The sequence below is a fragment of the Mesorhizobium sp. B2-1-1 genome (assembly GCF_006442975.2).
Lineage (GTDB): Bacteria > Pseudomonadota > Alphaproteobacteria > Rhizobiales > Rhizobiaceae > Mesorhizobium.
Genome location: NZ_CP083955.1, coordinates 402,614 through 426,162, shown reverse-complemented (window position 1 = coordinate 426,162; position 23,549 = coordinate 402,614). Strand labels below are relative to the sequence as shown.

Genomic DNA, 23,549 nt, shown 5'->3' with positions numbered 1-23,549 from the left:
CGGCTTCAAGGCGCGGACTGTCCTGCAAAGAGGGCATGAAACACTGCCTCTGGTGGCAGGTGGGCCCGATATTGGGTCAAGCGGGCGGATCAATGTGCAGCCGATGGGCGATAGCCTCCCGGGCGGAAGCAGCCTCCTGCCGCTTCCTCTGCGCCGACCATGAGCGCGCCTTGGCAAGCACCTCGGCTGCCAGGTCCACGTCTTCGCCAAGCGGGTCGTCGTTCCAGACGAGGCCGCTGCGGCGTACCAGCAGATCGTCGATGGTCTCGGCATGCTCGCTCTCCACGCCCCGTTGCATGATCGAAAGCTTGTCCTCGCGTGAGCTGTTCCCGGTTTCGCGCGGAACGCTCCTGGAAGCGAAATCCGGCTGCTGGCTCGGCCGTGACGGTGCCAGTCCCTTGCCCAGTGCCGTCAATGCGAGCTGCCCTGCCGAGCGATGGCTCATGATCGGCCCTGCCGTCATGGCGAACAGGTTGGGCGCTCCTTCAGGACCGAAGTCATGCAGTTGCCGCGAACGTGCGCCCATGGGCTGCGCCGGATCGTAAGTGAGCGGCCGCACGCCCGCCCAGCCATAGAGAATGTCGGACCGCCTGATATCGAGCGTCGGCAGGAGATGATTGGCTTCGCCGAGCAGGAACTCGAAATCCTCCTCGGTCGGATGGATGTCGTCGGGATCGCCGTCATACAACGTTTCGGTCGGTCCGAAATAATGCAGGCCACGCCACGGGATACAGTACAGCCCCTCATTCAGCCGGTTGAGCGTTGCGATGCCGAAACGGCTGCATTCGGGCGGCAGGCGGACCACGATATGCACGCCCTTGGTGCCGGTGATGCGACGACCGATCCGCCCAGCCTCGACGCGCGCATTAATGCGGTCGATCCATATCCCGCCCATGTTGAAAACACTGCGCGCGACGACGTGAACGGGCCGGGCGGCAGCATCCAGCGTATCGCCGAGCTCCAGCTGCCACAGATCGCCCTGCTGCGCCGCATGGGTGACTTCGGTATAGTTGCGTACCGACGCACCCAGACGCTGCGCTTCCAGCACCGCATCCACCACCACCCGTTCGGGCCAGTCGAACTGGTATTCGTCGAACATGGCGACCGACTGGAGCGCCTGCTTGTCGCGCAGATGCTGGAGAAGCGGCATCTGCGCGACTTCTGCGCCCGATAACCGGCGGTAATTCAGCGGCACCTCGCGGCCGCCCAGGGATTTCAGGATGCGGAACGCCGCATCGATCTGCCACCCGCTATAAGGGCCTCCACGGTAGACGGGAAAGCAGAACCTCATGGAGCGTATACGGTCGGGCGTGTCGCGGACGAATTGCGCCCGTGACTGCATCGCCGCCCGGGCCATCCGGCACGCGGTCAGGAAGCGCTGCGGCTGGCGCACGAATTCCCAGACGGATTTTCCGGGCGCGAGATAACGCAGACCACAATGAAGGAGCCGCGAAGACCGTCCGCTGGCGCCGGCGGCGAAATCACTCTTGTCGACGAGCAGCACCGAATAGCCGGCAGCACTGAGGCAACGCGCTGTTTCGGCGCCGTTGATGCCGGCACCAACGATGGCGACGTCGAAGACTGATCCGGAAAGTTCATCGAGTGAAAGGCGCATGATATCCCTGCTTGTTTGCAACTATGGATCCGCTTGGCGCAGGCGCCCGCGCCGGGCCGATCGAACCAAGAGTTGAAAAAAATCGACCGGAGGACCGCGTCCACCGGTCTCAAAATGGAGCTTTTCCGTCTCCGGCCGGCGGCTCGACAAAGGCTGTCTGTCGACCGCCAACCGGCCTGGCGGCGCGCCTGTCGCGTTGAGACTACTGGCTGTCCATTTTCGTGTTGTCAGCCTCAAGCAGCTTTTCGTGTTCGGCTTCGAACCACGGATCCGCGACCACTTTCCATTTCTCGGCAAGTTCGATGAGCTTGCCGGAGGCATGCCAGCCATGGCTCATGCCGGTCATGAATTTTCCCCAGATGCCGTCGCGCTCCTCCAGTGGAACGCCTGCCGCCCAATAGCTGTGATAACGGGATTTCAGGGGCATTTCGTAACCATCCCAGCCTTCGGTTCTCAACGACTGCTGGATCGCCGTATCGTCCGACAGCCACGCTGCGCATTTGCCGCTGCGCAGGGCCTGTTTGGTTTCCGTATTGCCGGAAAAGGAAATGATCTTGGCGTCATAGGCCTGAGCGATCACGGTATTGTAGAAAAGGCCTTGCTTGGCGCAAAGCGGCTTGCCGCTGAGATCCTCCCAACTCTTGATCAGTCCGGCCTTGGCCATGACATTGGCGCCCGATACCCAATAGGCTGGCTGCACCATCCCGACGACCTTGCGTCGCTCCGGCAGGTCGGACATCGCCCCGAGGATGAGGTCGATCCTTCCCTGCTGCAGGAGTTGCATGCGGTTGGCGGATTCGATCTGAACCAGTTCCAGCTTGACGCCCAGCTTTTCGGCGACATCCGCAGCGAGATCAGGCTCGATCCCGACGAGCCTGCCATCGGGGTCACGATAGGACCAGGGCGGATAGGCACCCTGCACTCCGACCCGCAGCGTGCCGCGTTCAAGGACTTCCTTGAAGCGATCATTGGCCGCGTCCGCCTTTGCGGCAACTCCCGCAAGGACCGCGCCAGCCACGACGGCGATCGACGTGAACTTCACCCATAAATCCATTGCCCAATCCTCCCATTGCAATTATTGGCGACAAATGTCGCGGTCCGGCGATTGGTCACCGCCTCATCAATCGGACTTCGCGCCGATCCCATTGTCAAATAAGGGGAATTATGGACGCTATGCAGTTCCGTTATAGGCTGCAAAGGAGAGGCGGCTTGAACATCAGGCAACTCGAAGCCTTCAAGGCAACGATGACTGCAAAGACCACCATCGGGGCCGCGGAGCTTCTCGGCGTTTCCCAGCCGGCCGTAAGCCGGCTTCTGGGTCAATTGGAAACATCTTTGTCAGTGACCCTGTTCGACCGGTCCGGCGGGCACCTCAATCCCACGCCGGAAGCCCTCCTGCTGCATGAGGAGGTTCTTCGTGCCTTCGTGTCGATCGACAAAATCCGCGAGATCGCCCGCGAAATGCAGGTCGCCAATTCCGGGATGGTCTCGGCGGCGTCGCTGCCGATGCTGGCAATGGACTTCATGCCTTCGGCGATCGCCCGCTTCACGGCAAGCCGGCCGGAGAGCCGCATTTCGCTGCGTATCCAGATGTCGCCGCGCATAGAAGAACTCGTCGCCAGCCAGCTTGTGGATGTCGGCATCGCCGAATATCCCTTCGACCGCTCCGGCATCGAAATCGAGGAATTCTGCTCCGCGCATTATCTGATGGCGGTTCCAAGCCATCATCGGCTGGCGCAGAAGGCACGGCTGACGCCGGAAGATTTACGCGACGAACGCTATATCTCCATCACCCACAATCATCTGGGGAGGCAACTCGCCGACCAGATTTTCGACCGCTACGGCGTTAAGCGCCGCATTGTCCTTGAAGCCCAGCTTTTTAGCACCATCGCCAACATGGTGGCCAAGGGGCTGGGAATCGGATTGATCGACCCCTTCACGGCGTTCGATTTTCGCGAGCATCCGGGAGTGCGCTCCATTCCCTTCGAGCCCGCGGTCAGCCTGCGTCTCGGCATGCTTTATCCGACACACCGTTCCCCCTCGCGCGTCGCGCGCGAATTCATTTCCAGCCTCAAGGCATCGCGCCGCGATGTCCTGCGTCAGATCGACGATATCTTCCACCGCAATTGAAGCCGGGCGCGCATCTATGCCGATCCGGCATAGCCCTATGCCACGCGCGGCTGCCTTCTCCTGTTATTGTCGCGGCGAAGGATCGGGCAAGGAACATAGATGGGCACCTTTCAAACGGACGTGGCCATTGTCGGTGGAGGAATTGTCGGCTGCTCGACCGCTCTTTCCCTAGCCCGCAAAGGGAGGTCGGTAACAATCTTCGAGCGCGGCAAGATCGCTTCCGAACAATCCAGCCGTGCCTGGGGTTTCATCCGCCGGCAAGGACGGCATGAAGCCGAGCTGCCGCTCGCGGTCGAAGCCTTGGAACTGTGGGCGGACTTGACCTCGAGATACGGCACACAGGCGACGCAGTTCACCCGCAGCGGAATCCTGGTCCCCGCGGAAACCGCTGCCGATGAGGATCGGATCCGCAGCGGCCACGATATTGCGCGCAGCTTCGGCCTTTCGACGCGCCTGCTGGATGCCGCGGACGTTCGTCAGACAATCCCCGAATTGGCTGGGCAATGGCGCGGCGGACTTTTCACCGCCGACGACGCCCATGCCGATCCGGCTCTTTCGACCCGGACCATCGCGGCTGCGGCACGCGAAGCCGGAGTCACTATCCTGGAAGATACACCGGTTTTCCGGCTCGACCTCGACAGGCAGGACAGACCGAGGCTCCTGGCGTCTAACGGGATCTTCGAAGCAAAAACCGTCGTTTTGGCAAACGGCATCGGCGCACCGGTGCTGGCCGCTTCGGCCGGCCTGCACCTGCCTATCCAGATCGTCAAATCCTCCGTCGGCCGCACCCGGAAGGCAGCACCCTTCACCCGCATCGCGATGTGGGGTCCCCGCGTTGCATTCCGCCCCTCTATGGGCGGCGATTTCATTATCGGTAACGGCTATCGCGGCATGGGAGTCGATTACGAAATCACCGTCGACTCATTTCGCTGCATGCGCCATTTCATACCCGCCTATCGCAACAACTGGCGTCAACTGCACCTCAGCATCGGAGCCGATTTCCGTCATCAATTAGCCGCGCGCTTCAGCCGCCGCAATGCCGTGCAGGCGCTGCCGGAGCCGAAGCCCAATATGCGCAAGGTGATGGCCAACCTTGCTGGCTTCCGGCAGATCTTTCCGCATCTGAATACGATCGAACTGCAGAACGCCTGGGCCGGCAGGCTGGATATCACGCCCGACGTCATTCCAATCATCGATCGGCCCAAGCCAGAGCTCGAACTCTTCGTGGCGGCCGGCTTCAGCGGCCACGGCTTTGCGCTTGGACCTTCCATCGGCAAACAACTCGGCGAATGGGTCACACAGGGCAGCCCCTCGATCAATCTTTCCGCCTTTGCTCTTTCCCGGTTCGAAAAGGGCATCGTTCACAAAGCGCAACAGGCGCTTTGAGATCGTGTTCGTTCACGCGGCCTCGCCTTAGACTTAACGGCGGAGCCGGGCTTGACGGACTTGTCAGACAGGCCGGAGCCGAGCTCACCGCGATAGGAAGCGCGGCCGGCAGCATGCGGCTCGCCGGCCGCGCCGAGGACGCCCTGCGCGACCCCTGGTACCTGCGCCCGGCCGGCGCCGATCCCGGCCCCGCCGGCGCGGTTCTTGGCGCCTGGCGGCAGCTGTCCGTGCAGCCGCCCGCTGGCAGCGCCGACCGACTCGAAAAGATCGTCGACCAGCTCGGGCTCCATTGCCACCGCGCGGCGCTCGCCGACCTTTGCACGGAGATCGAAAAACTGGCGGGATCGCAGCGGCCGGTGCCGTTCGCTGCAACGGCAATCGCCGCCCGCGTCGCCGCGATTCGGCCCGACCCCGAGCTTTTGGCCTGGTGGCTTGCCGACCTGGTGCTGGCAGCACCAGCCCACCCTGGAGGCTGTCGTTTCCTGTGACAACTCAAATCGCTTGCAGTATCGTTCCCGGCGTCGGCTGAAGCCGATCCGGACCCGCAAGAGTAAATACCTGAGTAACCGGATCGAACAGGACCATCGGCGCATCAAGCGCCGCATCGGGTCAATGCTCGGCTTCAAATCACCGGGATCAGCCGCGATCATCCTAAACGGCATCAAAATGGTTCACATGATCAGCGGCGGTCACGCGGTGCCTGATTGATCGGCGCGGCTCCAGCATCGTTGGCGGTAGCATTGGCCAAAGCCGGGCGCATCGATCGCCATGTGTGGCATGACGGGTCTGCGTGAACCCTGGATGATGCGGCGGCGTTATAAGATTTCTGCAACTGTCTTATAACCACCGCTTGCGTCGCTTGAGTTCATCCTGTTATAAGAGAAACTCATTTTTCTTATAACGGAGCCGGCGCATGAAGACGGTCGATCTCGTTTATCGCACGATGTATGCGGAACTCGTTCAGCGCTGCCTTGGTGCATCGTTCGAAACCGACTTCTCAACGGCGGGAAATTTCGTTCGGGTTCCGGTGAAGGGGCGGGATTATTGGTATTTTGAGGAGACCCAACCCAAGAAGACGCGGAAGTATGTCGGCCCGTCCGATGATCCCGAGATCGCGAAACGCGTTGCAGCCTTCCAAGAGATCAAGGAAGACCTCCGCGGGCGACGGAAACTCGTCTCCACGCTGACTCGCCAAGCAGGGCTGACTGCACCGGACCGGTTCACTGGCGATGTCGTTGGAGCAATGGGAGCAGCAGGAATCTTCCGCCTGAGAGGCGTGCTCGTCGGTACGGTTGCCTTCCAGACGTATGCGGGACATCTCGGCGTGAGATTGCCCGGTGCCTCATTGCAAACCGGCGATGCCGATTTCGCGCAGCACTACTCGATCTCCTCGTCAGTCGACGACAGCCGGCCGCCGATCTTGGAAATCTTGAGAGAGATTGACCCGACCTTCAGGGAGATCCCGCACAGATCGGATCCCGCACACGCGACGCAATTCGAGAATGCAACGAGATACAAGGTCGAATTCCTCACGCCGAACCGGGGATCCGATCACTACACCGACCATGCCACTCCGATGCCAGCACTGGGCAGAGCTTCGGCGCAGCCCTTGCGTTTCCTTGATTTCCTCATCCACGAGCCCATCCGGACCGTGATGCTGCATCGGTCAGGGGTGCCTGTAACCGTGCCGTCGCCGGAACGCTATGCAGTTCACAAGCTCATCGTCGCCTCTCGCAGGCAATCAGATGCAAACGGCGTCGCCAAGCGCGAAAAGGACGTCTATCAGGCCAGCCTCCTTATCGAGGCACTGGAGGCCACCCGTCGCCAGGACGACCTTGCAACAGCGCTCGCGGAAGCGTGGGGCAGGGGGCAGCACTGGCGCGAGGCGATGCTGAAGGGGCTGAGCCTGATGCCGCCGAAGAAACGACAGGAAGTTGAGGAGACAGTCAGAAAGGCCCTTGTCGAGATCGGCGAGGAGTTGGACGGCTTCAACTCGGCCGTGAAGTCGTCGCCAGAAAAAAGTGCGACCCGAAAGCCGCCCTGTCGCTTGGACTGAGGAATATCCTCGTTGATCAGGATCGCGTACGAGGGAATATACCGTAGCTGAGGTCTGTTCGCCGTGTTCGTCTAAAACAAGGCACTAAGGAACTATAAGCTGGATTGCCTCGGGCGATCGCTTGCCTACCTGGCCAATACGGTAAAGAACCCTGCCTGACCAGCCGGAAAAGTGCGTAGATCGCACCACGACCGCAGCGGCCGTATGGTGGTTTTGCGTCTTCACCACGCTGGCGAGTTGGAGCGCGACCTGACCCGTGAATGCGCCAGCTGGTCTTCCTACCGCCAGAGCACGCGGCCGCAAAGGCGGACGGAAATTCGCGCTCACCAAAGCGCGGATACGCCTCGCCCAAGCTGCCACGGGCCCGCCAGTTCCGCAATAGCATTCCGAACAGCCCGATCGACGAGAATGCTGCGCTTCGGTGGAGACGAGCGTTTGCTTTTTTCAACCCATAGCCGTGCCAGACAGCTCTACCGACCCTGCGGGGAGCCGCGCAAAAGTGTACCAATTATAGATCTGCTCGCCCGTCCAGAATGCCACGTCGCGATGAGAGGAGATATAATCCAGCAATTCCTCCAGATAGCCAATCCGATGCGGAACACCGCTAAGATAAGGATGGACGCTGATGGACATGATCCGGGGCGAGGTCGCGCTCTCCCGATACAGCCGGTCGAACTGGCGCTTGCCGCGCTCGAGCAGTTCCGCCGACGAGTGCTGCGCCACAGCCATTATTGCGACATCGTTAATCTCCACCGTATAGGGGAGTGTCACCAGCCGGCCGGCCGTCGTCTTCAGTTCGCAAGGCAGGTCGTCCATTACCCAATCGGCGACGTACCGAATTCCTTCTTCAGCGAGGATGTCGGCCGTGTCCGAGGTCTCCGTAAGCCCTGGGCTTTCCCATCCCACCGGCGGCTTACCGGAAATCTTGGACAGCGCGCCGATTGTGCGCCGAATTGCAACGCGCTGGTCTTCGAGGTTGTGCATCGGCCCTTGGAGCCAACCGTGACCCATCAGTTCCCATCCGGCGTCGTGCGCGGCATGCGCGATCCTGGGATAGACCTCGCACACTGATCCATTGATGGCCAACGTCGGAACAATTGTTCGGGATGTCAGGCTCTCGTGGATGCGCCAGAAGCCGACCCGCATGCCGTATTCGTGCCACGACCAATTCGGAATATCGGGTAGCATCGGCATGCCCATCGGCGGCGGCAAGACGGTGCGCGGCATCGGCCGCCTCGCGTCCCAATGTTCGACATTGACGATCAGCCACACCGGCATCCTGACGCCGTCAGGCAATTTCAGCGGCTGTCTATCGACGATGGCCTGGTAGTCTATTCGTTCGCGAGGGCTCAGCGGCATGCGACGGTCCTAAGGGCTTGGAACGCACTTGGATTGATCAGCTTCATAGGGTGACTCGCCGTCAACCCAGTCGCACCACCAGTGGGCCGATACGTATAGACCTCCACCACGCCGCCGCCAAGCGGATGCAACGTGGGGCGCCTTGGCTTGGCACAAAGGACGACCAGTTGCACAAGCAAGCAGACGCATGATGATGTTTAGCCTTGTTTGATCGTCAGCCCGCCGTCTACCAGCAAAGTCTGGCCCGTCACGTATCGCGCTGCGTCGGAAGCCAGAAACAGGATTACATCCGCCACCTCGTCGGGTTCGCCGATGCGACGCAATGGAATGGAAGGAGCCTGAGCCACCAGCCGCGCTTCACCCATCGAGTGCTCCTCGGAGAGGGATTGTGCCGTGCGGATGAAACCGGGCGCGACGCCGTTGACCCGGATCCCGTCGCCGCCCAACTCGGCGGCCAAGCCTCGCACCAAACCCAGAACGCCGGCTTTGGCGGCGGAATAATGGACATGCTCGGCCCAGCCATAGCTCATGCCTGAAATCGACGATACCGCCACGATGGCGCCTTTGCGACGCTCTCGCATGCGCGGCGTGGCAGCGCGTGCCATCCGGAACACGCCTTTTAGGTCAATGTCGACTGTGATGTCCCACTTGGCATCGCTCATCTGCGCCAGCGGCACCTTGTGGGCGATACCCGCATTGGCCACCACGACGTCCACGCCGCCATACTGCTTGTCGATTTCCCCCACGACGTCGTCGACCTGATCCGATCTGGTCACATCGAGTTTGCGGAAATAAGCATCCCCGCCGCCCGCCTTGATCTCTTCGGCCACCTGCTTGCCTTCGGTCTCGAGAATGTCGGTCACGCAGATTCTGTAGCCAACCCTGGCGAAAGCGAGGGCCGTGGCGCGGCCAATGCCGATGCCGGCGCCGCTGATGATTACGGTAGGCTTGGTCATGACGATCTCCCGGACACTGCGTGGTTCGATGCGATTGTGGACATGAGGCGCATCACTCGATGACGCCGATCTTGCCGTGTTCCAGCGAAAGAAACACCGCAAGGATGAGAATTAGGCCGGTGATGATCTTCTGCTTCTCGCACGAGATGCCGAGAATGATCAGGCCATTGCTCCGCATGGCCATTATGAGGGCCGATATCACACTGAGTTCGAAGGAGGTTGCGGTTGTCGGCGTCGCCGCACCCAATCTTGCGGCGACGACGCGCGAAGTCACCGAAGCAGTCTGCAACGCCATAGGCGGGTGCAACGTCCTGACAGGCTGAAAACTGTCGTTCGGCACGGCCGGCGTCTCGCTCACGGCTGGTGCAATTGTCGGAACAGCTTGAACAGTTCGGCTTTCTTCTCGAAGCCGACACCGGGAACATCGGGTAGCCCGACATAGCCATCTTCGACCGCGATGTCGTCGGCGAAGCCGCCAAAGGGCTGGAAAACGTCGGGATAGGATTCGTTGCCGCCCAGATGCAGCCCTGCGGCAATGTTGAGCGACATCTGGTGTCCACCATGCGGCACCACGCGTCGTGACGACCAGCCAAGCGCCTTCATCACCTCCAGCGTGCGCAGGTATTCCACCAGGCCATAGGAGAGGGCACAGTCGAACTGAAGATAGTCGCGGTCGGGCCGCATGCCGCCGTAGCGCAAGAGGTTGCGCGCATCCTGGTGCGAGAACAGGTTCTCGCCTGTCGCCATCGGCCCACCGTAGTGGTTCGCCAGTTCCGTCTGCAACGCATAGTCCAGCGGATCGCCGGCCTCCTCGTACCAGAACAGGCCGTATGGCTGCATCGCCTTGGCATAGGCGACGGCGGTCTTCAGGTCGAAGCGTCCGTTGGCATCGACAGCCAGATACTGGCCCCCACCGACCACCTCCAGCACGGCCTCGATGCGGCGCAGATCCTCATCCAGGGGCGCCGCGCCGATCTTCATCTTCACGACCTTGTAGCCGCGGTCGAGATAGCCCCGCATCTCCGCCTGAAGCTTCGAGTGATCCTTGCCGGGATAATAGTAGCCGCCTGCCGCGTAGACCCAAACTTTCTCGTCCGCCACGCCCGCCCGGTAACGGTCCGCCAGCAGGCGCCACAGCGGGACGCCGGCGACCTTGGCGACGGCATCCCAGACGGCCATGTCGATGGTGCCCACCGCCACGGACCGTTCGCCGTGGCCTCCGGGCTTCTCGTTGGTCATCAGCGTCTTCCAGATGGCGAACGGGTCAAGGTTGTCGTTCTCATGGTCGATCAGTGTTTCGGGATCGGCCTCGAGGACGCGCGCGAGGAAACGGTCGCGCATCAGCGCGCCCTGCCCGTAGCGGCCATTCGAGTTGAAGCCGTAGCCAACCACCGGCTTGCCATCACGCACCACGTCGGTGATCACGGCGACGGCCGAGCAAGTCATCTTCGAAAAGTCGATATAGGCGTTGGCGATGGGGGAGGCGATCGAGACGGTCTTTTCCCTGATGTCGACGATGCGCATGCTTGGTCCTATCCTTCGAGTGCCTCCGCCACCGCCTTGCCGCAGGTGACGGTATCGGCCTTGCCCCCGAGATCACCGGTGCGGGTGGCTTCGCTCTTCAGCGTGGCTTCGATGGCTTCCACGATCGCGCGGCCAGCCTCCTCGTGACCAAGATGGTCGAGCATCATGGCGGCCGTCCAGATCTGTCCGATCGGATTGGCGATGCCTTTCCCGGCGATGTCCGGAGCCGAGCCGTGTACCGGCTCGAATAGCGACGGAAAGCGGCGTTCCGGGTTGATGTTGGCCGACGGGGCGATGCCGATCGTGCCGGTGCAGGCGGGTCCGAGATCCGAGAGAATGTCGCCGAACAGGTTCGATGCCACCACAACGTCGAAACGGTTCGGATTGAGCACGAAATGGGCTGCCAGAATATCGATGTGGTACTTGTCCCAAGAGACATCCGGGTATTGGGCGGCCATCGCCTCGACGCGCTCGTCCCAATACGGCATGGTGATCGAGATGCCGTTGGATTTGGTGGCCGATGTGAGGTGCTTGCGCGGACGCTTCTGCGCCAGATCGAACGCATAACGCAGGATGCGATCGACGCCGACGCGCGACATCACGGTTTCCTGGATGACGATCTCGCGCTCCGTGCCCGGATACATCCGGCCGCCGATAGATGAATATTCGCCCTCGGTGTTCTCGCGCACGACGTAGAAATCAATATCGCCGGGCTTGCGGTTGGCGAGCGGCGAGGGCACGCCCGGCATCAACCGGACGGGGCGCAGGTTGACGTATTGGTCGAACTCGCGGCGAAACTGCAGCAGCGATCCCCAAAGCGAGATATGGTCGGGAACCATGGCCGGCCAGCCCACCGCGCCGAAGAAGATGGCATCATGGTTTCCGATCCGGGACTTCCAGTCCTCCGGCATCATGCGGCCATGCCTGGCATGGTAATCGCACGACGCAAAGTCGAAATGGTCGAGCTGTAGGTCGATGCCGAAGCGCCTTGCCGCCACTTCCAGTACACGAAGTCCCTCGGGGACGACCTCCTTGCCGATCCCGTCACCGGGAATGACCGCGATCCTGTGCTTCTTTGCTGACATCATGGTTCCTCGGCTGCAGGAATGGGACGGCGGCGATGGACGGCCGCCTTACGGAAATCAGGCGGTGGAAGAGCGGGCATCAGCCGCCGAAATATTCGATCTCCTGGCGCAGGCGTTCGCCCTCGATGCCCATGCCGAGCAGGACGGCCACGAGCACTCGTGCTTTCTGGCCGCTCAAGTCGCCGGCAAAGATCACGCCCCCGTCGGAGAGTGTCTTGCCGCCGCCATTGCCATAAATCGGCTTGACCCGGCCGCGCTGGCAACGACTGGTCATGATGACGGGAGTACCATTGGCGACAAGCGACGTCGCGGCGGCAGTGACGGCGGGCGTCGCGTTACCCCGCCCGAAACCCTCCAGAATGATGGCCTTGGCACCATCCTGGGCGGCGAAGCGGATGTAGCGGTCACCGATCCCCATGACCAGCTTGATAAGATCGACATCAGCGACAATGCCTTTTGCGTCGTAGGTGCGGCGCAGGACCGGCTTGCGGTGCAATACGATGCGGTCGCCGTCCACTTCCCCGAGCTTGCCGTGCTCGTAGGAGATGAAGGTATCGGTGCGTGAACTGTGCGACTTGCTCACGTCACGCGCAGCATGGAATTCCTGCTCGAAGCAGATCATCGCGCCCAGGCCCCGCGCAGTTTCGGACGCGGCTAGCCGGATGGCATCCGTGAGGTTGCGTGGGCCGTCGGGGTTCGCCTCATCGGCCGCGTGCTGTGCGCCGGTGAACACTATCGGCTTGTTAGTCGCGACAAGGAGATCAGCCAAAAAGGCGCTTTCCTCCATCGTATCGGTCCCGTGGGTCACCACGACCCCATCGAAGTCACCTTGAAGGTGGTGTGAAATCCGCTGGGCCAGTGCAAAGCCGAGCGGGAGGTCGATGGCATAGCTGCCGACGTTGCAGAACTCGTCGATGGCGATGTCAATGCCATCGAGCGGATCGTGCAGCATGGCGCGCAACTCCGATCCTGTGACGCTTGCGGTGACATGTCCGCTCTCGGCTTCCAGCTTGGATGCGATCGTCCCTCCTGTTGTCATCAGACAGATTTTTCGCATTTCGGTTCCTCGCTGCCGTACCCGACGTTGAATAATTTGGTCAGACCAAGAAATCAAGAAGCTATTTTTTTGTGCATGAAATGCACGAATTTTTCGCATTTTTTGTGATTGACGGTCAGGCCAATTTGTCCATTAATGTCAGTTACGCTCTTTGGTCTGTCCAAAAGCGGAAAGATAACGAAGCGTATTCGCGCAACCAATGGGGAACGAGAGATGGTTGATGATTTTACCAGAATTCGGTTGGCGCCCACGCGCCGTCAGTTCCTGAAAACGACTGCCGCCTTCGGCGGTGCCGCACTTGCTGCATCGACCGGCCGCTTGGGGGAAGCCTTCGCGCAGGACGCAAACAGTACGCTGGTGATCGCGGCGCCCGCGACGCCCCAGGGCCTCGACATCGAGTTCGACGTCAGCCTGGGCTCCATCGATTCCCTCGGTGCGCTCTACGAGTACATGCTTGGCTATGAGAAGATGGATGATCCCAATGCACCCGGCGTGCTGCGGGAGGATACCGGCGTCCATACCGACAAGCCGAACAACCTCGCCTTGCGCGGCCGGTTGGCGGAAAGCTGGGAAGTGGCCCCCGATGGCCGCAAGGCGACCTTCAAGCTACGCGAGGGTGTCGTCTCCAACTGGGGCAACAAGTTCACGTCCAAGGACGTAAAATGGACTTGGGACCGCAAGTTCAACCTCAAGGGGCAAGGCCTGTTCCAGACCGCGGTGCTCGGTCTCAAGACGCCTGACCAGATCAAGGTGGAAGGCGACTATGCGGTCTCCTTCAATCTCGAACAGCCAAATCCATTGCTTCTCAAGCAGCAGTGTAACCTCGCCAACCCGATCTACGACGCCACCAAATGCGCCGAAGCCGGTGGCTCCGACGACCCGTGGGCGGTCAATTTCCTCAAGAACGATAGTGCTGGCTTTGGCCCATATCGCCTTGCCCAGCTCGTGCGCGGTCAACAAGCCGTGTTCGAGGCGCGCGAAGACTACTGGGATGAAAAGCCCTTCATGAAGCGCGTCATCATGCGCGAAGTGCCGCAGTCGGCCAGTCGTTTCTCGCTGCTGCAGGGCGGCGCGGTCGACATCGCACAGTTCCTGCAGCCGCGCGAACTGGAGGCGCTGAAGAAGCAGCAGAACGTGGCGGTGGATGCCGTCAATTCGTCCTACATGATCTGGCTGGAGCTCAACTCCAAGATCGCTCCATTCGATAATGTCGACGTGCGCCGTGCCATCAACCTCGCTATCCCGCGCGACGAGATCATCCGCACCATCTACTACGGCTATGCCGACGAGCAGAAGGCGCCGATGCCCTATATCTACCCGATGGCGGATGAAAGCTTCTTCGCGTACGGCTATGATCTTGCCAAGGCCAAGGAGCTTCTTGACAAGGCAGGCGCCAAGAACCTGGCGACCACCTTGTCCTACAACGCCGGCGACCCGACGCAGGAGCCGATCGCATTGCTGATCCAGACCGCGCTAAAGCAGATCGGCGTGGAGCTGACGTTGGAGAAGCTGCCGGCCGGCGTGTTTTACGAGAACGTCACCAAGCGCGCCAAGCCGATGATCTTCTATCTGGATTCGCCGTGGACGCCGGATCCGGGCTACTCGACCTACCTCTACTTCAACTCCGAAAGCTACGTGAACTATTCCAATTATGACAACAAGAGCGTCGATCAGATGATCAAGGACGGTCTTGCCACGCTTGATGACAATGTGCGTAAGCAGAAATACTCGGAGGTGCAGAAGACGTTGATGGACGAAGCGCCCTGGGGCTTCATTGCTTATCCGAAATACACGCTGGCGCGTAAGGCGAACCTCAAGGGTTACACTTACTACACGTCCAATAATCTTCGGTTCCAGGATTTCAGCCGCGGCTGATGAGGTCTTGTCCCTGGAGGCTGCCGCCTCCGGGGACAAGTTAGTGTATCGGAAAGATCTTAGATGTCTTCGAAGCTTAGCCTTCTCCTGAGGCTGGCGGTCATCCGGCCGAGATTTGCGATCGGCTATCTGATCGTCATCGCGATCACCCTGCTGGCGATCTTCGCGCCGGCCATTGCACCCTATTCGCCGACCGAGGCGGATTCGGCCAGCTTCCTGCAGCCGCCGGATGCCACCCATCTCTTTGGCACCGACAATGTCGGCATGGATATTTTCAGTCGTTCCATCTACGCGCCCCGCATCGACCTGACGATCGCGATACTGGGCACGCTCCTGTCGGCGCTGATTGGCGGCTCGATCGGTGCTGTTGTTGGTTTCTACAGCAGCGGGCGCGGCATTCGCGTGTGGCTATCCTTCGCCGTCATGCGCGCGGCCGACGTGCTGCAGGCATTTCCCATTTTCGTCTTCGCCATCGCCCTGGTTGCCAGCCTCGGTCAGAGCATCCAGACGGTGGTTCTGGCCATAGCCTTCGTCAATGCGCCGATCTACTTGCGTCTCATGCGCTCGCAGGTGCTCAGCATCCGCTCCATGCGCTATGTCGAGGCTTCGCAGGTCAATGGCCTGTCGGACATGCAGACCATTCGGCGCCACATCATTCCCAATGCGATGGCGCCGGTGCTGGCGCAGCTATCGGTCAATGTCGGCTGGGGCATCCTGCTGACCTCGGCGCTGTCCTTCGTTGGTGCCGGCGTGCGCGCGCCGACACCTGAATGGGGCAGCATGATCGCCATGGGCTTTCAAAACGTGGTGACCGGCCAGTGGTGGCCGTCCATGTTCCCCGGCGCGATGCTCGCGATCACCGTATTCGGCTTCTCGTTGGTCGGCGCGTCCATCGAGGTCCTGGCCGATCCGTCCAAGCGCCGGCAGCTGCTGAGCGATGCACGCGAGCATCGCCGCCGGGTCGACCGGCCGGCGGAGGGCGCCTGATGCGCATCCTGGCCTATCTCGCCAAGCGCCTGATTTTCGTGATCCCGCAGTTGCTGGGCATTGTGCTCGTGAGCTTCCTGCTGGTGAAGAGCATTCCGGGTGACCCCGCTGTGCTGATGCTCGGGCCCACGGCGACGCCTTCGGCCATCGCCTCACTGCGCCAGCAGCTCGGGCTCGACCAGCCTCTCTACATGCAGTTCCTGATCTATGTGCGCAATCTCTTGCATGGCGACCTGGGAACCTCCTGGCAGACAACGCGGCCGGTGCTCGAGGATCTGCTTCAGCGCTTCCCGGCGACCCTCGAACTCGTCACGCTTTCGCTGCTCCTGGCTATCATCGTTGGGGTAACGCTGGGCGTCTATGCGGCGCGCAAGCCAAACGGCTGGATCGCGCGCCTGTCCGATCTCTATGGCTTGAGTGCCGGTGCGCTACCGGACTTCTGGTTCGCCCTCGTGCTGATCTTCATCTTCTATACCGTGCTCGGCTGGGCGCCTGCGCCTCTCGGCCGTATCGACATGATCGTCATACCGCCGGCGCCGGTCACCGGAGCCCTCACCATCGACGCGCTTCTCGCCGGCGACCTGCAGGCCTTCTGGTCTGCCTGCGCGCATCTGGTCCTGCCGGTGATGACGCTCGGGCTCCTGAATGCCGGTCCCATCCTCAAGATGACGCAGGCGACGATGGAGAAGATGCTGGACTCCGATTTCAGCCGCTTTGAAGTTTTGTGCGGGGTGCCGCAGAACCTTGTCGTGCGCCATGCGCTGCGCAATGCGTTGCCATCGATCGTCACCATTATCAGCGTGCTCTACGGCTTCCTGATCGGCGGTGCGGTGCTCGTCGAGATCGTGTTCTCGTGGGGAGGGGCGGGGCAATACGCGGTGCAAGGTGTGCTGAATTCGGACATCTATCCGGTTCTGGGCTTTGTGCTCTTCTCCGCCATCTTCTCCCTCATCGTCTACATCGCGGTCGACCTCATCTATTTCCTGCTCGACCCGCGGATCAGCAATTAATGTGAGAATGTCATTGGGCGCAGCAGAAATCATAAGCAAAACGCGCAACGCGTCCGGCGGCGACAAGCCGCCGTTGATCGACATCAGGAACTTGCGCGTGACGTTCCCGTCCGGAAGCGCCGAACCGAAGGCGGTGCTGAAGGGCATCGACCTTGCAGTACAGCCTGGCGAGATCGTTGGCCTGGTCGGTGAGAGTGGCGCGGGCAAGACGACGCTCGCCCGCTCCATCCTCGGGCTGCCGCCATCGCCGGGCCGCATCGCCGGCGGCGAAGTCCACTTCGAGGGCCGCCAGATCCTCAGCCTGTCCGAATCCGAACTCCGCCGTCTTCGCGGCCGCCGTCTCTCGGTCGTGGTGCCGAATCCCCGCGCTGAGCTCAATCCGCTGCTCAAGGTCGGCGACCAGATCGCCGCGATGGCGAGGATCCATCTCGGCGTCGGCGGCAAGGAGGCGCGGCGCATGGCGTTGAAGATCCTGCACGACGTGCAGATACCGGACCCGGAACGGCGCATGGATGCCTATCCTCACGAACTGTCCGGCGGCATGGCGCAGCGCGTCGTCATCGCCATGGCGCTGATCTGCAGCCCGGCCTTTATCATCTCGGATGACGCCACCAGCGGACTCGACGTCACGGTGCAGGCGCAGATCCTGGCCCTGCTGACCAAGCTTGCCTCGGAGCATGGCAGCGCCATGCTGTTCATCACCCGCGACGTCGGCATCACCGCGCATTTCTGCAATCGCATCGCTGTGCTGTTCTCGGGCGAAATCGTCGAAATCGCGCCGCGCGAGGCTCTCTTCCTCGCGCCCGCGCATCCCTACACATTGATGCTGCTTGCAGCCTTCTCCCATAGCCCCAGGCTGCGCGACAGCTGGAGCGTGCCGGACACTGGCCGGCGGCGCGAACCGCCCACCGGCTGCCAGTATGCCAACCGCTGTCCCATCTCTCAGCCGGTTTGCCGCGCACAGCGGCCACCTTTCGCCGAGATCGGTCCGGGCCACTTCGTCCGCTGCCATTTCCCCGTGAGGCACGCATGAACGCCGTCCTGACCATCGACAACCTCTACAAGCGCTTCCCCATTGCCGGCTCCAAGCAGGTGGTACAGGCGATCAACGGCGTCAGCCTGACCATCGAGCCGGGTGAGACACTGGGGCTCGTGGGCGAGAGTGGCTCAGGCAAGACCACGGTCGGCCGCTGCATCGTCGGCCTGATCGAGCCGACCGCCGGAAACATTCGCTTCCGCGGCACCGACCTGGCGCAGCGCCATCAACACAAGAGCAAGCTGGCTGGCAAGATTCAGCTTGTATTCCAGGAACCGAACGAGTCGCTCGACCCGCGCATGAAGATCGGCGACACGATCTGCGAGCCGCTCCTGCCGCTAAAGCTCGACCGCGAAACGAGGCGCCGCCGCACGGCCGACGCCTTGCGCCTGGTGCGGCTGGATACCGACTTGCTCGACGCCTATCCTTCCGAGCTGCCTTCCGGGCAACAGCAGCGTGTCGGCATAGCGCGCGCCATGGTCACGGAGCCCGAACTCGTCGTCCTCGACGAACCGACCTCGGCGCTCGACCCGACCGCCCGCGCCGAGATCATCGATTTGCTGCGGCGCATCCAGAGCGAACGCAACACCGCCTATCTGTTCATCTCCCACGACCTCTCCACGGTGCGCTTCATCAGCCACCGCGTCGCGGTGATGTATCTCGGCATGATCGTTGAGCAGGGCAGCGCCGAAACGGTCTTCAATCGCCCGCAACATCCCTATTCCAGTGGTTTGCTGTCGTCGGTCATGCTGCCGCATCCGCATCTCAAGATCGAAAGCAGCGTCAGCCTCAAAGGCGAGATCCCGAGCCCGATCAATCTGCCCCAGGGCTGCTTCCTGGCATCGCGCTGCCCGTTCGTCATCGATCGCTGCCGCCGTGAGATGCCGCCGGCTGAGACGGTCGGCGAACGGCACACGGTCCATTGCTTTCGCCACAAGGACGTCGCCGCTTCGGTGCCGGCCTCCGACACCTTCAACGTGTTCATGAAGGAAGCCGAACGCATCCTCGGCCGGCCGGCGCCCGGTGGTCTCGCGTCTTCGCTACGATAGTCAATCAACCAGGAAATGGGAAACCAAGCATGTCAGGACGTCTCGCTGGAAAGAAAGCACTGGTCACGGGAGGCGCACGCGGCATCGGTGGCGCGATTGCCACGGCCTTCGCGCGCGAGGGCGCCGACGTGGCCGTTCTCGACCTGAAACTCGAGGCCGCCGAGGCGCGCATCTCCGCCCTTGCTGATTTCGGTGCAAGGACCTTCGCCGTCGCGGCCGACGTCAGCGACGAGGCGCAGGTCGAGGCAGCCGTCAAGAAGGTGGAGGCGGCGCTCGGCCATATCGACATACTGGTCAACAATGCCGGCATCGACACGACGTCCGTCGTCGCCGAAATGAGCACCGGCATGTGGGACCAGATGATGGCCGTCAACCTGCGCAGCGTCTTTCTTTGCACGCGCGCGGTGCTGAAGCCGATGATTTCCCGCAAGTTCGGCCGCATCATCAATATCGCCTCGCAGCTCGGTCACAAGGGCGCGCCGGAAATGGCGCACTATGCGGCCGCCAAGGCCGGTGTCATCGGCTTCACCCGCTCGCTCGCCTATGAGGTGGCGCGCGACGGCATCACCGTGAATGCCATCTGTCCCGGCCCGATCGAAACGGAGCTATTCAAGGCGCTGCCGGAGGAATGGAAGAAGCGCAAGCTCGGCGAACTGCCGATCGGCCGCGCCGGCCATGTCGACGAAATCGCTCCCACCGCCGTGCTGCTGGCGTCGGAGGAGGGCGCTTACTACATCGGCGCGACCATGAATCCGAACGGCGGCGATGTCATGCTCTGATCAACCGCGGGCTGAATGGTTCCATCCAAATGTATCTTGTTCTAGCTATGTGGCGACAATTCCTGCTGACGCTGGGGCCTAGCCATGATGAAACGCAATCTTAGTGATGATGGAAAGACGGCGGCCTTACAGCCGCCCGACCTGCGGCGCGAGCGCCGGGAAGCCAGCGGCGGTGTGGCCCAGGCAACGGTGGCCGCCTTGCAGTCGATGATCCGCGACGGCAGGTTGCGACCAGGCGATACATTGCCGCCGCAGCGCGACCTGGCCCGCGACCTCAATGTGAGCCGCGCCACGCTGCGCGAGGCTCTGTCGATCCTCGCCACCATCGGCGAGATCGTTGCGCGCGAGGGAGGGCGGGGCTTCGTTTGTGCCGACCCTTCCGGCGCACCGGCAACTCCGTCCTGGCGCTTCGCGGCGCGTTATTCGCTGAGCGAGGTCTATCAGTTCCGCTACATCGTCGAATCCTACGCCGCCGAGCTCGCGGCGCTGACCCATACCGATCAGGAGATCGCCGACCTGAAGGAATGCACGATCGCCTTTCGCAACGCGGCGCGCGAAAAGGACCTCAATTCCTACGCGCAGACGGACTTCGATTTCCACAACCTCATCATGCGCATCTCGCGCAACAAGCTGCTGGTGGACATGCACCAGACATTCGCGAGCGTGCTGCTGGAGAGCCAGCGCCTGCCCACCGAGCGGCGGGGCAATCTGCTGTTCGCGGTGCAGGAGCATGATCGCATCCTGGAGGCGATTGCCATGGGCGATCCCGATGGCGCCAACTACTACATGCGCAAACATATCAGCATGGCGGGAAGCCGGGCCGGTCTTCCACCCTCGCAACTACCCTAGACGCCCTTCGGCCGGGGACATGAACAACGAAAGGAAGAGAGATGCCGAAAGAAATGTTTGTATCCTACGGAGTGGACGTTGACGCTGTCGCCGGCTGGTTGGGTTCCTACGGCGGTGAGGACAGCCCTTGCGACATCTCTCGCGGCGCCTTCGCAGGCAAGGTCGGCAGCCTCCGGCTGCTTCGGATGTTCGAAAAGTGGGGGATCAAGACGACATGGTTCATCCCCGGTCATTCCATCGAGAGCTTTTGGGACGAAATGAAGGAAGTGGCGGACGCTGGCCACGAGATCGGCATGCATGGCTACAGCCACGAGAACCCGATCGCCATGTCGCCCGAGCAGGAAGAGGCCATCTTCAACAAGTGCGTCGACCTGATCACCAAGCTTTGCGGCAAGGCGCCTCGCGGCTATGTCGCTCCCTGGTGGGAGTTCGGCTCGAAAACAAATGAGCTTTTGAAGCAGAAGGGGCTGCTCTACGACCACTCGCTGATGCATAACGACCATCACCCCTACTATGTGACGGTCGGCGACCAGTGGACGAAGATCGATTATTCCAAGCATCCATCCAGCTGGATGAAGCCGTATTCGCAAGGCGAGGAGACCGATCTCATCGAGATACCGGCATCCTGGTATCTCGATGACCTGCCGCCGATGATGTTCATCAAGGCCTCGCCCAACAGTCACGGCTTCGTCAACCCGCGCGATATCGAGCAGATGTGGCGCGACCAGTTCGACTGGGTCTACGAGAACTACGACTATGCCGTGTTCCCGCTGACGATCCATCCCGACGTGTCGGGCAAGCCGCATGTGCTGAAGATGCACGAACGGCTCCATGACTATATGAAGGGCTTCGAGGGCGTGAAGTTCGTCAAGATGGAAGAGATCGCGGCCGATTTCGGCAAGCGCTTCCCGCGCAGCGGCAAGGCACGTCCCAAATCCTGAGCGGCTTCGGCGTACTATGCCGGGATCGCCGCGCGGTCTCCGGCCCGGTTCGCTTGAGTGGTCAGACCCGATAGATCGGATTGATTATACTTTCTGTGTCATCTCGCCGATGGCAGCTCCCGTCAATTCTGCTGGAAACAGCAGAATTGATGGTGGATTTGGTGCCCTTCGCATTGCTTTTCGACCACCCATTTCCGGTCAGACCAAATGTGCTGAAAATTCAAGCTTTCTTGCAAGTTTTCTTAATTGTCATGGCGGGTAAGGCGTGCTAGCTCCAATCTTGGTCTGACCAAATAGGGAAGACTGGGAAGAGGTGGAATGAAGGATAGAACGCACAACGTCCTTGATTTCCGATCCGTGTCCAAGCGCTACGGTGCCACGATTGCGCTTGAGGATATTTCGTTTGAAATGCGCTCCGGCGAAGTGTGCGGTCTGCTCGGCGAAAATGGCGCCGGCAAGTCGACACTCGTGAAGATACTGAGTGGCGTCGTCACACCTGATACCGGCTCCATCGAATTGCGCGGCGCTCCTTTCAAGCCGCAGGGCATTGTGGACGCCCGCTTGGCCGGCATAGCAACCGCCTTCCAGGAACTCAGCCTGATTCCGACATTGTCAGTGGCCGCGAACCTGTTCCTGCCGCGCCCGGCACTCAACCGCCTTGGTCTGGTGTCGGCGCGCAACATCGAGCGTGAGGCGGCTGAGATTCTTCAAGCCCATGACGTGGCGGATATCGCGCCCCGGCGGCTGGTCGAGGATCTGCCGCTCGGCATGCGCCAGAAGGTCGAGATCGTGCGTGCGCTGCGGCACCGCCCGGCCGTGCTGGTGCTCGACGAAGCGACCGCCGCGCTCTCCGACCGTGAATGGCTTTTCAAGCTGGTCGATGCCGCTGTTCGTGGCGGCACGTCAGTGCTCTACATAAGCCACAAGCTCGACGAGATCCGCCGCTTGTGCCAGCGCTGCGTTATCCTGCGTAACGGCCGCAAGGTGCTGGAAAGCGATGTTGAATCCATGAGCGACGAAGCGATATTCAGCAGTATGGCCGGTCGCTCCGTGGTTGAATCCGCGGAGAAGGCGCCGTCGGCGGTTCGCGTCGGCGCCACGCCGGCGCTGGAGGTCGGTCACCTGATCGGCCCTGGCGTCAATGATATCAGCTTCTCGCTGGCTCCCGGCGAGATTCTTGGTGTGGCGGGTCTGGAGGGTCACGGGCAGTCCAGTCTCTTCAAGTCGCTGGTGGGCTTGTCGACGCTGCGAGAGGGCACGATCTCGATCGCAGGCAAGGCGACTTCGGTCGGCTCGCCTCGCGCGGCGCGTAGGCTCGGCATGGTGCTGGTGCCGGAGGAACGAAAGTCCGAAGGACTGTTTCACGATCTCACCACGCAGGCGAATATCTCGCTGCCGGTGATAGACAAGGTGAGCCCATTCAAGCTCGTAAACAGATCTTCCGAGCTGCGGCTGGTGGAGCAGGTAACCCCGGCAGTGAACCTTTCGAAGCAGCTCCTGCCCCTCAACGTCGGCGCGCTTTCGGGCGGCAACCAGCAGAAGGCGGTGCTGGCGCGGGCGCTGATAACGGGCGCGCGGTGCCTGCTGTTGTTCGATCCCACGCGCGGTGTCGATGTCGGCGCCAAGCGCAACATATACGCCATGATGCGCGCGTTCGTGCGCGATGGCGGCTCGATCCTGTTCTATTCGACTGAACTGGACGAACTCGTTCAGCTCTGTGATCGCTGCCTCGTTCTCTACCGCAATTCGATTGCCGGCGAGCTGGGCCGCGACCATCTCTCACAGGACCGTATGCTGTCGCTGGCATCCGGTTATCGCGACGGGTCGCGGCGGCCTGCCGCCCAAGGGGCGTAAC

The 23,549-nt window shown here is 61.6% G+C and carries 21 protein-coding genes and 2 pseudogenes; 15 read left to right on the top strand and 8 right to left on the bottom strand.

Annotated elements, in window-relative coordinates; genetic code table 11:
• Window positions 1-76 precede the first annotated feature (76 nt).
• Both FJ972_RS29925 and FJ972_RS29920 read right to left on the bottom strand, forming a co-directional pair.
• On the bottom strand, window positions 77-1,615 hold the full coding sequence (locus tag FJ972_RS29925) for an FAD-dependent oxidoreductase (protein ID WP_140523237.1): 1,539 nt from the start codon (window positions 1,613-1,615) through the stop codon (window positions 77-79).
• Between the two features lie 202 nt (window positions 1,616-1,817).
• Window positions 1,818-2,669, bottom strand: a complete 852-nt coding sequence (locus FJ972_RS29920) for a transporter substrate-binding domain-containing protein (RefSeq protein WP_140523240.1) — start codon at window positions 2,667-2,669, stop codon at window positions 1,818-1,820.
• A 155-nt stretch (window positions 2,670-2,824) separates the two neighbouring features.
• Between FJ972_RS29920 and FJ972_RS29915 the strand changes: the two genes are divergently transcribed.
• The 6 genes and pseudogenes from FJ972_RS29915 to FJ972_RS30320 all read left to right on the top strand — a co-directional run.
• Entirely contained in the window at window positions 2,825-3,745 is a 921-nt protein-coding gene (locus tag FJ972_RS29915; RefSeq protein WP_181165427.1) for a LysR substrate-binding domain-containing protein, read from the top strand.
• 99 nt (window positions 3,746-3,844) lie between these two features.
• Window positions 3,845-5,131 (top strand): NAD(P)/FAD-dependent oxidoreductase, encoded by a 1,287-nt coding sequence (locus FJ972_RS29910; protein ID WP_140523245.1) that lies wholly within the window; start codon window positions 3,845-3,847, stop codon window positions 5,129-5,131.
• Window positions 5,035-5,619, top strand: a complete 585-nt coding sequence (locus FJ972_RS29905; RefSeq protein WP_140523247.1) for a DUF1403 family protein — start codon at window positions 5,035-5,037, stop codon at window positions 5,617-5,619. The genes FJ972_RS29910 and FJ972_RS29905 overlap by 97 nt, the downstream gene beginning before the upstream one ends.
• Window positions 5,588-5,839 (top strand): annotated as a pseudogene (locus FJ972_RS29900) (DDE-type integrase/transposase/recombinase); the annotation flags it as partial. The gene FJ972_RS29905 and the pseudogene FJ972_RS29900, both read left to right, overlap by 32 nt.
• A gap of 205 nt (window positions 5,840-6,044) precedes the next feature.
• Window positions 6,045-7,187 carry a GSU2403 family nucleotidyltransferase fold protein gene (locus tag FJ972_RS29895; RefSeq protein ID WP_140523249.1) on the top strand — a complete coding sequence of 381 codons (1,143 nt, stop codon included), beginning with the start codon at window positions 6,045-6,047 and terminating at the stop codon, window positions 7,185-7,187.
• 93 nt (window positions 7,188-7,280) lie between these two features.
• A pseudogene (locus tag FJ972_RS30320) lies at window positions 7,281-7,545 on the top strand (hypothetical protein); the annotation flags it as partial.
• An 86-nt stretch (window positions 7,546-7,631) separates the two neighbouring features.
• On the opposite strand, the gene FJ972_RS29890 reads toward FJ972_RS30320, so the two are convergent.
• From FJ972_RS29890 to FJ972_RS29865, 6 genes are all read right to left on the bottom strand, one after another.
• Window positions 7,632-8,546 (bottom strand): polysaccharide deacetylase family protein, encoded by a 915-nt coding sequence (locus FJ972_RS29890; RefSeq protein ID WP_140523252.1) that lies wholly within the window; start codon window positions 8,544-8,546, stop codon window positions 7,632-7,634.
• 197 nt (window positions 8,547-8,743) lie between these two features.
• Window positions 8,744-9,502 (bottom strand): SDR family NAD(P)-dependent oxidoreductase, encoded by a 759-nt coding sequence (locus FJ972_RS29885; RefSeq protein WP_140523255.1) that lies wholly within the window; start codon window positions 9,500-9,502, stop codon window positions 8,744-8,746.
• A gap of 52 nt (window positions 9,503-9,554) precedes the next feature.
• Window positions 9,555-9,860 carry a hypothetical protein gene (locus tag FJ972_RS29880; RefSeq protein WP_140527984.1) on the bottom strand — a complete coding sequence of 102 codons (306 nt, stop codon included), beginning with the start codon at window positions 9,858-9,860 and terminating at the stop codon, window positions 9,555-9,557.
• Entirely contained in the window at window positions 9,857-11,026 is a 1,170-nt protein-coding gene (locus FJ972_RS29875) for a mandelate racemase/muconate lactonizing enzyme family protein (protein WP_140523261.1), read from the bottom strand. Before FJ972_RS29875 ends, FJ972_RS29880 begins: the two co-directional genes overlap by 4 nt.
• Window positions 11,027-11,034: 8 nt before the next feature.
• The gene (locus tag FJ972_RS29870; protein ID WP_140523264.1) at window positions 11,035-12,111 is read right to left on the bottom strand and encodes a tartrate dehydrogenase; all 1,077 of its coding nucleotides are present in this window, start codon (window positions 12,109-12,111) and stop codon (window positions 11,035-11,037) included.
• A gap of 79 nt (window positions 12,112-12,190) precedes the next feature.
• Window positions 12,191-13,168, bottom strand: a complete 978-nt coding sequence (locus FJ972_RS29865) for an asparaginase (protein WP_140523267.1) — start codon at window positions 13,166-13,168, stop codon at window positions 12,191-12,193.
• A gap of 213 nt (window positions 13,169-13,381) precedes the next feature.
• Between FJ972_RS29865 and FJ972_RS29860 the strand changes: the two genes are divergently transcribed.
• From FJ972_RS29860 to FJ972_RS29820, 9 genes are all read left to right on the top strand, one after another.
• A complete protein-coding gene (locus FJ972_RS29860) occupies window positions 13,382-15,043 on the top strand; it encodes an ABC transporter substrate-binding protein (protein ID WP_140560030.1) in 1,662 nt (553 codons plus the stop codon).
• 63 nt (window positions 15,044-15,106) lie between these two features.
• A complete protein-coding gene (locus tag FJ972_RS29855; protein WP_140523273.1) occupies window positions 15,107-16,030 on the top strand; it encodes an ABC transporter permease in 924 nt (307 codons plus the stop codon).
• Window positions 16,030-17,040 carry an ABC transporter permease gene (locus FJ972_RS29850; RefSeq protein ID WP_210239621.1) on the top strand — a complete coding sequence of 337 codons (1,011 nt, stop codon included), beginning with the start codon at window positions 16,030-16,032 and terminating at the stop codon, window positions 17,038-17,040. The genes FJ972_RS29855 and FJ972_RS29850 overlap by 1 nt, the downstream gene beginning before the upstream one ends.
• A gap of 97 nt (window positions 17,041-17,137) precedes the next feature.
• The gene (locus FJ972_RS29845; RefSeq protein ID WP_181165428.1) at window positions 17,138-18,073 is read left to right on the top strand and encodes an ABC transporter ATP-binding protein; all 936 of its coding nucleotides are present in this window, start codon (window positions 17,138-17,140) and stop codon (window positions 18,071-18,073) included.
• Window positions 18,070-19,125: an ABC transporter ATP-binding protein gene (locus FJ972_RS29840; RefSeq protein ID WP_140523278.1), complete on the top strand. Its 1,056-nt coding sequence runs from the start codon at window positions 18,070-18,072 to the stop codon at window positions 19,123-19,125. The genes FJ972_RS29845 and FJ972_RS29840 overlap by 4 nt, the downstream gene beginning before the upstream one ends.
• Before the next feature lie 29 nt (window positions 19,126-19,154).
• Complete coding sequence (locus FJ972_RS29835; RefSeq protein WP_140523280.1) at window positions 19,155-19,904, top strand: SDR family NAD(P)-dependent oxidoreductase; 750 nt, start codon at window positions 19,155-19,157, stop codon at window positions 19,902-19,904.
• Window positions 19,905-19,988: 84 nt separating this feature from the next.
• Window positions 19,989-20,753 (top strand): FadR/GntR family transcriptional regulator, encoded by a 765-nt coding sequence (locus tag FJ972_RS29830; RefSeq protein WP_224656196.1) that lies wholly within the window; start codon window positions 19,989-19,991, stop codon window positions 20,751-20,753.
• A gap of 41 nt (window positions 20,754-20,794) precedes the next feature.
• Complete coding sequence (locus FJ972_RS29825) at window positions 20,795-21,694, top strand: polysaccharide deacetylase family protein (protein ID WP_140523283.1); 900 nt, start codon at window positions 20,795-20,797, stop codon at window positions 21,692-21,694.
• A gap of 318 nt (window positions 21,695-22,012) precedes the next feature.
• Window positions 22,013-23,548, top strand: a complete 1,536-nt coding sequence (locus FJ972_RS29820; RefSeq protein ID WP_140523285.1) for a sugar ABC transporter ATP-binding protein — start codon at window positions 22,013-22,015, stop codon at window positions 23,546-23,548.
• Window position 23,549: the final 1 nt, after the last annotated feature.